The following is a 10562-nucleotide window of genomic DNA, read 5'->3' on the forward strand; positions in this document are numbered from 1 at the left end:
GCCAATGACAAACTTTCACAAGTCATTCACTCGCCGACGATTTCCGCTAGCATTTCGGCGAGCTGGTGAAGCTGGTCGGGGCCATTGTCCATATGCCGGATAACGATTTCCATGGGTTCGACAGCTGGCAATCCCGCGGCGGCAGGCACCACGTGATGACGGGGAAGCGCAACACGCGTCGGCAGCAGGCTGACGCCCAGCCCCTCGGCGATGGCACTCTGGATACTTGCCAAGCTGGAACTGGTGAAAACCACGTGCCACCGCCTGCCCACGCGATCAAGAGCCTCCATCATGTCGCTGCGATAAAGCCCGTTCGGTGGAAACACGACAAGCGGCAGCGGATCGACATGGGAAACGGGAAAATCGGCGCTATCAAGCCAAGACAGCGGTTCAGGCCAATGTATAGTCCCGACTGTTTCACCGCGCTTCTGCTTCACCATGACTAGGTCGAACTCACCGGTCTCGAAACCTTTCTGCAGGTCACGGCTTAACCCACTTGTCACCTCAAGTTTTGTGTTGGGGTGCGTGCGCATGAAACGCGCCAGAACAGGCGTAACCAGGCGTGAAGCGAAATCTTCCGGCAGGCCGAGGCGAAACGCAGCGGTGAGCGCCGTCCCGGCCATCGCGGATGCGGCCTCATCATGCAGATACAGGATGCGGCGCGCATAACCCAACAGCTTTTCGCCCGCATCGGTCGGGCGCACACCATGCCGGGCACGCTCCAGAAGCGCCTGACCGGCAGCTTCTTCCAGCCGTATGATCTTCTGGCTTATTGTCGATTGGGTCGAGTGCAACTGAAAGGCCGCAGCCGTAAAACTACGGCTGTCGACAACAGCCACGAAAGCCCGCAAAAGATCCAAGCTGAAAGAAGTATTCATAAATCCACTGATTGTTAGTTCAATATTTAATTTCCGAATATGCCACCGTGCTTGTATGAACACAACAAGCAGGAGAACCCGCCGATGAGTCAAACCAGATTCAGCTTGAGTGCCTTGGTGTTTATTGCAGGAACGATCGTTATGGCCGAACCGACATTACCCTTTTATCCCACCGCAGCCCATGCCGAAACGCCTCTTCTTCAAGCCGCAGCAATCGGCGATCTGGCCTCGGTCAATGCAGCCATCAAGACCGGAGCAGACCTTGAAGCGCGCGGCAAGAATGGCGAGACAGCTCTTCTTGCGGCAACCCATGCCAATCACATCGATGTTGCCCGCGCACTGATTGAGGCGGGGGCTGATGTCAATGCCAAGGACGCCATCAAGGACAGCCCCTATCTTTATGCGGGTGCACGCGGACACCTCGAAATCCTCAAGATGACACTCGCGCATGGGGCTGATCTGACGAGCACCAATCGCTATGGCGGAACGGCACTCATTCCCGCCTCCGAACGCGGGCATGTCGAAACGGTGCGCACGCTAATCGAAGCTGGCGTCAAGGTCGATCACGTCAACAATCTCGGCTGGACGGCGCTCCTTGAAGCCATCATGCTCGGCGATGGCGGCCAGCGCCATATCGATATCGTGAAGCTTCTCATCGACGCCGGTGCCAACGTCAGTCTGGCAGACAAGGACGGCATTACGCCGCTTCAACATGCCCGCAACCGGGGCTATGCGCCGATGGTGGTCCTGCTGGAAAAGGCAGGAGCGAAATGAGCAGCGACAGCACATATCTTGATCAGGCCATAAAGCTCGCCTTCGACAATGTTGAACAAGGCGGACGACCGTTCGGCGCCGTGATCGTCAAGGACGGCAAAGTCATCGCTACAGGCGTCAATCGCATGCAGGCCGATTGTGACCCGACCGCCCATGCCGAATTGCTGGCATTGCGCGCAGCAGGTAAGGCGCTGCTATCACCGCGACTCGACGGCTGCGAAGTCTATGCCAGCGGCCAGCCCTGCCCCATGTGTTTTGCCGCGATGCGCATGGCCGGGGTCGAAAAAAACCGCTTCGCCTATTCCAACGAGCAGGCAGCCTCTTTCGGTCTTTCCACCGCCAGAATCGCCGCTGAACTTGCCAAATCTTTCAGCGAACAGACAGGCATCAGTTTCGAGCATTCCCCGCCGGAGAACGATCCTGAACTCTATCTGGTCTGGAGCAACAAGCAGAAGGCAGGCGCTTGAGACATGCAGACAACCCGTCGTTCGGCGACAAGCAACGAGAACACATCAAGCCTTGCCCTCATCGCGCTTGTCGTCCTGATCGGGCTCAACCTGCGTCCGTTCCTGACCGCGCCGGGGCCGGTACTTTCTGACATTGCTGCTGACACCGGAATGGGCTTCGGTGTACTATCCCTGCTCACCTTCGTGCCAATGATGCTGATGGGGCTTGGCGCTTTCGCCGCTCCGCGCGTTCAGTTTCGGCTCGGTACCCGGCGCAGCATGTTAGCAGCACTTACGATTCTTGCAGCAGGATCCCTCCTGCGTGGCTTTGTGCCGAATGGCGTTTCGCTGATACTGACCGCAGTTCTATGCGGCATGGGCGTCGCGATGATTCAGGCATTGATGCCAGGCTTTATCAAGGCCAATTTCCCGGCAAGCATCGCCACAGTGACCGGGCTCTATTCTGCCACGATCATGGGCGGCGGTGCTCTGGGGGCACGGTTAACACCCTGGCTTGCAGGATCGGAGCATAACTGGCGCTTGGCACTTGCCGTCCTTGCGATTCCAGCGGTTTTGGCCCTGCTGACGGCGGTTCCCATCCTCCGCGAATCTTCATCGCCGGGCAAAAAGTCAGGCATAACTGGCTACCTGTTGCGCCGCCCGCGCACATGGATGCTGATGGCTGCTTTCGGTTTCGTCAATGCGGGCTATTCGTCCATGGTCGCATGGCTTGCTCCTTATTATCAGTCGCTGGGGCTGGCGGCCTCTACAACCGGCAATCTCGTCGCGGCGATGGCTGCCGCACAGGCGATCGCTGCTTTCGGACTACCCCTGTTCGCCCGTCGCAACACTGACCGCCGCCCTTGGCTATTGCTGACATTGGCCATGCAGGCAGTCGGCTTTGCGGGCCTCGCCTTCACACCACAGTTTTCGCCCTTCTTCTGGTCAGCCATTTGCGGCGCGGGTCTTGGCGGCAGCTTCGCCCTCGCCATTATTACATCGCTCGACCACCTGCCCATACCTGAAGAAGCAGGCGCACTGGCTGCCATGATGCAGGGCGGTGGCTTCCTGATCGCAGCTCTCGGTCCTGTCGCGACCGCCTTCCTGCATGGCCTGACCGGTTCATTCGCATCAGGCTGGATCATGCATCTCGTTCTGCTCGCAAGCATCTGCCCGCTCTATCTGAGCTTTAATCCGCGCCAATATGCGTATGTCATGGAACTGCCGATTCAGGCCGAAACTGGCACACAATAGCGTTACCTGTCCGGTTTATGGCCCGAAAACAGTTCTCGGCAGGCGGTTTTCGGATAGATAGCTTGCTGACCTTCCCAATGCGGTTAAGGTACAGCAATCTGTCGTTTATTTACGGCACGTGGAGCGGTTCCCGTTAAGACGGGCTCGTCAGAACTGCTCTGGTGCCGAATACTGGTCATGAAATGAAGCACGAAACTGCTATCCACCAAAGCACGTCCTCGGCTCTGGACGGTTTGCCCAAGCCGCGAATCTATTGGGCATGGGCAACTTTGGTGGTGGGTCTCACACTCGCTGTCATCGACGGCACGATTGCCAATGTCGCCCTGCCAACCATCGCCGCCGATTTCTCGGCTGGTCCTGCCGCTTCGATCTGGATCGTCAACGGCTACCAACTTGCAATTGTGGTCACCCTGCTTCCACTTGCAGCACTTGGCGAAATCTATGGCTATCGGCGCGTTTATCTTGGCGGCGTGGCATTATTCACCGTCGCTTCGGTGGCCTGCGTTTTCTCGCGCTCGCTGGAAGCACTCACTTTCGCCCGCATTATACAGGGGCTGGGTGCCGCCGGCCTGATGAGTGTGAACACAGCCCTTCTGCGCTATACAGTGCCACAGGCGAAATTCGGCACAGCTATTGGCCTCAATGCACTCTTCGTCGCGGTTTCGTCGACCATCGGGCCGACCCTTGCCGGCGTCATGCTATCCTCCCTAAGCTGGCCGTGGCTTTTCGTGATCAATATTCCACTCGGCGTCGCAGCCGTTCTGATGGGCTTCAAAAGCCTGCCTGAGAATGACCGCTCTGTGCGTAAATTCGATGTTGTCAGTGCCATATTGTCTGCACTCACCTTTGGCCTACTGGTCACGACGATCGATAGTGCAGGCAGCAAAATCGGCTCCTTCGTTGTGCTACTGCAAGCGGCGGGCTGCGTGACTGCGGCTGTTCTCCTCACACGGCGGTCGCTGCGTATGACCGATCCGCTGCTACCACTCGACCTCTTGCGCATTCCGGTTTTCACGCTTTCCATCTGCACCTCGATCATGTCGTTCTTGGCACAGATGATGGCATTCATCTCGCTGCCGTTCCTCTTTCAGGTCGTCTTCGGCTTCAAGCCGATCGAAGTCGGTTTCCTGATGATGCCCTGGCCTATCGCACTTGCCATAGTCGCACCGCTTTCAGGCAAACTGTCCGACAAACACTCTCCAGCGATTCTGGGCCTGGTTGGCCTCATCACGTTCTCCATCGGCCTTGCGCTGGTCGGCATGTTGCCGGAACATCCATCTATCCCGGATATCTGCTGGCGCATGGCAATTTGCGGAATTGGTTTCGGCCTTTTTCAGGCACCGAACAATCGCATGATGATTACTTCAACGCCGCGCTCACGGAGCGGTGCCGCAAGCGGAATGCTGGGCACGGCACGCCTTCTCGGCCAGTCATTGGGTGCGGCATTCGTTGCCTTTCTGCTGTCACAATGGGGCGTGGAAGGAACTCCCTATATTCTCTTCTTCGCATCAGGCTTCGCGCTATTTGCCTCGCTGATCAGCGTCACACGCCTTGGACGCTGACTTCATCCACAGCTTTGGAGAGCGTCGGAAAATATCTTATATAAAGAAGCAAATTTCCCTGTTGCAATCTCCAGAGCGTTGGTCCATATAGCGCCTGCCTGACGGAAACGAATGGTTTCCGAAACGACTGGCGCGAGCGGGTGTAGCTCAGGGGTAGAGCACAACCTTGCCAAGGTTGGGGTCGAGGGTTCGAATCCCTTCGCCCGCTCCAGTTTTTCCGATCAGCTTCAGGTATCAAGATCCCGGCTTTGTCCGGGATTTTTGCTTTTTCATCGTGATCGTCCAGAAGCGTCCCAAACCGCACGCATCGTTCACTCAACAATCTGCGCCGATCAGAGTGAACGAATGCGCACGCTCAGGCAGGCACTTTTAAAGTGTGTTCTTGAAAATCTGGCCACCCTTCATGATAAGGTGAAAATTTTCATCGGGCGTCGACAAGAACGAAAGGTCTTTCTCGGGGTCACCTTCCACCACAAGCAGATCGGCAAAAGCGCCAGGCTCTATAACACCAAGTTTCCCACTGTAAGGAGATCGCCCGCCTGACATGGCAAGCAGTTTTCCATTGGCTCCCGTACCAATATGCAGCGCTTCGAGCGGGCTCATGAAACGGGCAAGCTTGGCCAACTGCCGTCCTTGCGACGCGGTGCCTGCGGGGGTCATAAGAATATCCGTTCCAAAGGCTGTTGGGATTTTATATTCCTTGGCCCATTCAAACGCCCTGACCGTGCCTTCCGACACCTGTTTCTGGGCTGCCTGTCGTTCGGCATCAGGGTATTGATTAGCGTCTTCGTCCATCAGAAATGGTTGCAAGCTCCACCATACACCTGCATCCCCCATCATCTTCACGGTTTCTTCATCCACCAGTTGGCCGTGTTCGATGCTCTTGATGCCGGCGCGTATCGCTCTTTGAACGGCTGCGGAAGTGTAGGCGTGAGAGCAAACATATGTGCCCCAATCCTCAGCGGCTTCCACTGCTGCACGAAGCTCGCGCTCAGTATACTGTGTGACCTCCAGAGGGTCGTAGGGCGATGCCACACCGCCACCGGCCATAACTTTGATCTGGCTTGCACCATGCATTAGCTGTTCGCGGGTGCGCATGAGGACCAGATCAGCCCCGTCGGCGATTGCAGCTACGCCAACTTTCTCAGGATAGCTCAACTCTCCGTTCGTTCTGGGCAATTCGGTCAGCGTGCGAAAATCACCATGGCCGGAGGTCTGGGAAATCATTGCACCGGATGGGAAAATACGGGGGCCTGGTACGACGCCCTCGTCAACGGCGCGTTTTAGGGCGAAAGCCGGCCCCCCCATATCACGCACAGTCGTGAAGCCGCGCATCAAGGTCGCACCTGCTTCTTTTGCCGCCACCATATGGACATAGCCGATATCGCCTGTCATTGCCGTGGTCTGGGTTACAGCGGCAAGGGTGCTGTGCCAATGGGCATCAATAAGGCCGGGTATGACCGTTCGTCCCCCGCAATCGATACGCTCCGCATCCGCTGGCCCTTGTCCCTTGGCAGGTAGGGCGGATATGCGTCCGCCGTCGATCAGAATATCCACGTCCTCCCGAATCTTCAGATTCTCACCGTCGAACAGGCGTAAATTGGTAAGGAGTATCGGACGAGGCGGCGTTTGTGATTTGGCTGGTGTTGTCGATAACCCGAACCCGGCAAACATACCAAGAACCGCAGTCATCCCGCCAAGAATCTCCCGACGCGACAGATCTGCATGTATCCGTCGATAGGCAGCAAGCGTTTCGGGCGCCGCGCAACGACACGGATTTATACCTTGATAGACATTGTTGGAAGATGAAACACAGCAGCCGCAAATAAGCATTGTTAGCCCCCAAGGAGTTGTTTCTTATGCGATAAGAGTTTCGGTCCAATTGAAGCAGATAGGTACTATTTTAAGCGCGTCGCGTTTTACTATATCCCTGCGACACGCTTTAAGTCTTCGTTCTCACACATATCCTCATCCCCAAAAAGTTCCCGCTTTGGGGAGATATGCTTTAGAGCGCGTTTCGATCTAACTGGATCGGATCGGCGCTCTAACATCTTAATTTTTAGCATAATCTTATCGATCCTCGTTCCGCTCCGATCAGATTATGCTCTAATTATCCCTGCAAACAGTGTTTTAAAACAGATCAACTACCACTTCACCCGGAAACCGACTGTTCCTTTATAGGCATAGCTGTCGCCGAAATTGCTCAGACTGGTGTTGATGGAGCCCTCTCCATAAAGAGAGTATTTGTCACTGTTCCAGTTGTAACTGGTTCCCAGTCCGATACCAGCCCAGAAACGATCATTGCGACTGGTAAAGCTTGTGCCTGAAACGTCGATCTTCGTCCCATCCAAAAACTCATAATAGAGATTGGCGATACCATACACATACGTTCGATCGATCAATCCCTTGTCGTTGTACCATGAGTTCTGACGGTCGATGCTTAATCCGAGACGACCCTGCAGGCTGTCACCCCGATTGAGATCGACGGTGGCATCAAATACATCGTTGAAGCTGTCAAAATCCACGTTCGAGTAAACCAACTGCGCCTGCGGGGTGACGGACCATTGCTCGTTGAGCATGACGCGTTTTCCGCTTTCCAGAGACAAGGCGTATCCGAAGCCGTCATTGCCATCAGTCAGGGCAAGATTGGCAAGCATGGAATTCAGATCGCTCTTATACCAAGTCGCCTGCGCCTGTCCGTCAACATAAAAGCCGCTTTCGCCATACCAGGTCAGTGTTCCACCCAGCCCGTAGCCATCCGTCGATATTTCGCCATCGCCATAGACGGAGCGCGTTTTCGCCTTGCCATGTACGTAATGTACGGTCACACCGCCAATCAGCTTGCCGTTTTCATTCTCGACGAACAGTCCGTCCAGTCCGGCCTGCATACGAAAAGTATTGAAATTATAATCCGTGCGGGACGTTGAGAAGCGCGGTTCCATGCTGGTATGCATGCCTTCGACACGTCCCCATATTCCATTGTTTTCGACGAGAACGCCGGCTTCCTGTGGCGGCGCATAGGGCGAGCCGATCGGGTCGGCCCCTTCCGAAAGCATGACGTTGCCCGCACGGCTCCAGTACCGATTGCCAACGCGCTGCTGCAATGTCGGAAGGCCGTTCAAGCCAAGCAATAACTGCGGATAGGCTTCATAAACAGGAACACCCGGCTGATAGAGGGGCAATTCCTCTCCGGGTTCTGGCTCAGGCTCCGGCCCTGGCTCTGGTTCGACGGGCGTCATTGCCGAGCGGAGATACCAATCGCCATCATTCGGTGTAGATACGCCGCCTTTATAAAGCCGATAGGCGTAAGCACCGCCGACAACAGCAGGGCCTCCCTCAAACTCATAGTCGCCAAGGAGTGTGAATAAACCATCCGATGCTCCGTTGACGTTGATGATGCGGATGCCTTCACTGGTGATGGCACCTGTCCCGTTGACATTGACAACATCGACCAAAGTGTTGCCTGCTGTATCCCCGGTAACGATCAGCATGTCCGTTGCGGAATTGTCATCACCCAATACTGTGTTGAGGCGTAGTTCACCGCTCGACCCTGTATAGTTTCCATTGATGGTGAGACGATCCCCCACCGAGCTGCCGCCAGCAGCCAGATCAATCAGGCCGGCATTGTTGACACCAACGGCTGCCCCGGCAATGCTTGGTGAGATGAAATGATTTCCATTGCTCGCAATAACCGTGCTGGTACCGTCGATGTTCAGTACTCCTGTTCCGGTTACGGAGTCGCCAAGTATCAGGTCGCTTCCCATGGTCAATTGCGAACCTGTGATGAGATTGATGGTCTCCCAGTTTATAAAACGCCCGGGGTTTGATGTATTTACATTGGCAAGCGTGATTGTGTCAGTGCCAAGCCCGCCGTCCACGGCTGGTGTGAACTGCAAGGTGGCATCGTCCAGTTTCTTCAGATTGGCAACGTCATCGCCATTGCCCATCAAGACCTGACCATTAATAATTCCGCCGGAAATCCAGTCGAAACGATCATTGCCTTCACCCAAATCAACCGCAACGGGTCCGACTGCATTCAGGCTACCGGCTCGCATGATGAACACATCATTCCCACCCTGTAGTTGAATGGCGGGACCGGAACCGCTTGTCACCGTACCGGAATTATCGACCAGCTCATCTCCGTCCAGACCAACGATCGCGACTGATTGACGGCTAGTCACGCTTGATGTGCTTGTGTTGACAAGGCTATTGATCTGCCCCGCGGTCGTTTCGAAATAGACCGCGCTTTCATTCAGGCCATTTGCAATCAGAACACCTTCATTGACCGCAGTATTGTTGGTCCCGACGATATCAAGAGCATGGGAATCCTTTCCATCGACATCAATCGTACCCGTATTGCGGATGGTATTGTTATTGCCCCGTACAATTATCCCGTCCGTATCCTGATTTGAACCAGCTGGTGGCCGTGTTGTTATCGATCCGGTATTGATGACGGTCAGAAAATCGCCGGTCGCCTGCATTCCGTCAGCTTCAATGCCCGTCAGACTGATGGTGCCGTTATTGATTGCAATGTTATTGCTGCCAAAGAGGTCCATGCCATCACCATCGTGCCCGGACGTGGTAATAGTGCCGTTGTTGATGATGGTACTGCCACTGCCGTCAGCGCGAATACGCATCCCTCTTGCTGAAGGGCCCGTTGTACTGATCAGGCCGTTGTTTACGAGGATGTTGTTTCCAGCCCGCGCCTCCATTCCGTGCGCGCTGTCCCCAATGCTCGTCACAGTGCCGTTGTTTGTGATGCTGCTCTCGCTGAACACGGAAAGCACTCGTTCCGAGTCGTTGGTGGATCGCGTGACTGTCGCGCCGGAATCGACTGTAATTGAGACGCCCGTTGTATTGCTGCCCGCCCGGCTCCCTTGACTGTCAGTACCGGTGCAAGTGACTGTTGTATTGCTCGGGAGAGACCGGCCCGCAGGATCACACGCAGCTTGCGCTTGGGTCCAGCCAATTAGAAGAGGTACTATTGAGACAGACGCAAACAGCCATATGCGTAATGATTTGGTGCTTCTCCACTTCACAGAACCCTGAACTGTAGCGCGATGGATGGCGCTTTCGATACTATGAGCAACAACAGACGCCATAACACCTCCAGATACACTGACAAATGGAACTACATTTCAATTGTAATGCAAATTACATATTTCTAAACGATATACTTGAATCGTTGAAGCTTCAACTCCCGCATTCATTTGGCCCTTCTGCATTGAACCGGAGTAATAAAAGCTGAAACTGCCAAATCTTCATCGAGTTTTAAGTTCGTTCCGGTGATTTAGAGCTTCTGTATGTGCGGCGGTAACAGCGGGTCGCGATGCGGCCCCTCTTCAGCCGCGCGGCGACCGGATCATTCGGCAGATTGTCGTCTGATTGAACTCGGTAAGTGTCGGTCAGCCAAAGACCATTGAAACTTCGGATGAAGGCTTTCTGAATTGGTTGCCTGACGCCATCACGTGCTAATCCACCTTGGTCCGTCGCCCTTGGATGATATCGACGCGGAGGATCCGCGCGGAATTGCTTTTCCGGGTAGGGATCTGGCTTGATTTGTATTTTTGGCTATAGACGTCAAAAAACCCCGTAGATTTTCTACGGGGTTTGAATGGTATTTTGTTGATTTTGGTTGCGGGGGCAGG

At 55.0% G+C, this 10562-nt stretch carries 7 protein-coding genes and 1 tRNA gene; 5 read left to right on the forward strand and 3 right to left on the reverse strand.

The features are described 5' to 3' along the window. Positions 1-26: 26 nt before the first annotated feature. A complete protein-coding gene (locus FJQ48_RS22155) occupies positions 27-878 on the reverse strand; it encodes a LysR substrate-binding domain-containing protein (RefSeq protein ID WP_139977066.1) in 852 nt (283 codons plus the stop codon). A gap of 84 nt (positions 879-962) precedes the next feature. Here FJQ48_RS22155 and FJQ48_RS22160 point away from each other — a divergent pair, with 84 nt between their 5' ends. From FJQ48_RS22160 to FJQ48_RS22180, 5 genes are all read left to right on the forward strand, one after another. Beyond that, a complete protein-coding gene (locus FJQ48_RS22160) occupies positions 963-1652 on the forward strand; it encodes an ankyrin repeat domain-containing protein (protein ID WP_139977067.1) in 690 nt (229 codons plus the stop codon). Next, positions 1649-2119 carry a nucleoside deaminase gene (locus FJQ48_RS22165; protein ID WP_139977068.1) on the forward strand — a complete coding sequence of 157 codons (471 nt, stop codon included), beginning with the start codon at positions 1649-1651 and terminating at the stop codon, positions 2117-2119. The genes FJQ48_RS22160 and FJQ48_RS22165 overlap by 4 nt, the downstream gene beginning before the upstream one ends. Before the next feature lie 3 nt (positions 2120-2122). Beyond that, positions 2123-3352 carry a cyanate transporter gene (locus FJQ48_RS22170; RefSeq protein ID WP_139977069.1) on the forward strand — a complete coding sequence of 410 codons (1230 nt, stop codon included), beginning with the start codon at positions 2123-2125 and terminating at the stop codon, positions 3350-3352. A gap of 182 nt (positions 3353-3534) precedes the next feature. Then, positions 3535-4914: an MFS transporter gene (locus tag FJQ48_RS22175; protein WP_139977070.1), complete on the forward strand. Its 1380-nt coding sequence runs from the start codon at positions 3535-3537 to the stop codon at positions 4912-4914. Between the two features lie 136 nt (positions 4915-5050). Then, positions 5051-5125: transfer RNA gene (locus FJQ48_RS22180), tRNA-Gly, on the forward strand. Between the two features lie 158 nt (positions 5126-5283). On the opposite strand, the gene FJQ48_RS22185 is transcribed toward FJQ48_RS22180, so the two are convergent. Both FJQ48_RS22185 and FJQ48_RS22190 read right to left on the reverse strand, forming a co-directional pair. Further along, the gene (locus FJQ48_RS22185; protein WP_210236272.1) at positions 5284-6606 is read right to left on the reverse strand and encodes an amidohydrolase family protein; all 1323 of its coding nucleotides are present in this window, start codon (positions 6604-6606) and stop codon (positions 5284-5286) included. Between the two features lie 452 nt (positions 6607-7058). Then, the gene (locus tag FJQ48_RS22190) at positions 7059-9551 is read right to left on the reverse strand and encodes an autotransporter outer membrane beta-barrel domain-containing protein (RefSeq protein WP_247870437.1); all 2493 of its coding nucleotides are present in this window, start codon (positions 9549-9551) and stop codon (positions 7059-7061) included. Positions 9552-10562: the final 1011 nt, after the last annotated feature.

The organism is Ochrobactrum sp. CGA5, assembly GCF_006345815.1.
GTDB lineage: Bacteria > Pseudomonadota > Alphaproteobacteria > Rhizobiales > Rhizobiaceae > Brucella.

What these genes read in the sequence shown, in the direction of transcription:
- FJQ48_RS22155 (WP_139977066.1), bottom strand. Translation starts at nt 878, where the DNA reads ATGAATACTTCTTTCAGCTTGGATCTTTTGCGGGCTTTCGTGGCTGTT.
- FJQ48_RS22160 (WP_139977067.1), top strand. Translation starts at nt 963, where the DNA reads ATGAGTCAAACCAGATTCAGCTTGAGTGCCTTGGTGTTTATTGCAGGA.
- FJQ48_RS22165 (WP_139977068.1), top strand. Translation starts at nt 1,649, where the DNA reads ATGAGCAGCGACAGCACATATCTTGATCAGGCCATAAAGCTCGCCTTC.
- FJQ48_RS22170 (WP_139977069.1), top strand. Translation starts at nt 2,123, where the DNA reads ATGCAGACAACCCGTCGTTCGGCGACAAGCAACGAGAACACATCAAGC.
- FJQ48_RS22175 (WP_139977070.1), top strand. Translation starts at nt 3,535, where the DNA reads ATGAAGCACGAAACTGCTATCCACCAAAGCACGTCCTCGGCTCTGGAC.
- FJQ48_RS22185 (WP_210236272.1), bottom strand. Translation starts at nt 6,606, where the DNA reads ATGACTGCGGTTCTTGGTATGTTTGCCGGGTTCGGGTTATCGACAACA.
- FJQ48_RS22190 (WP_247870437.1), bottom strand. Translation starts at nt 9,551, where the DNA reads ATGCGTATTCGCGCTGACGGCAGTGGCAGTACCATCATCAACAACGGC.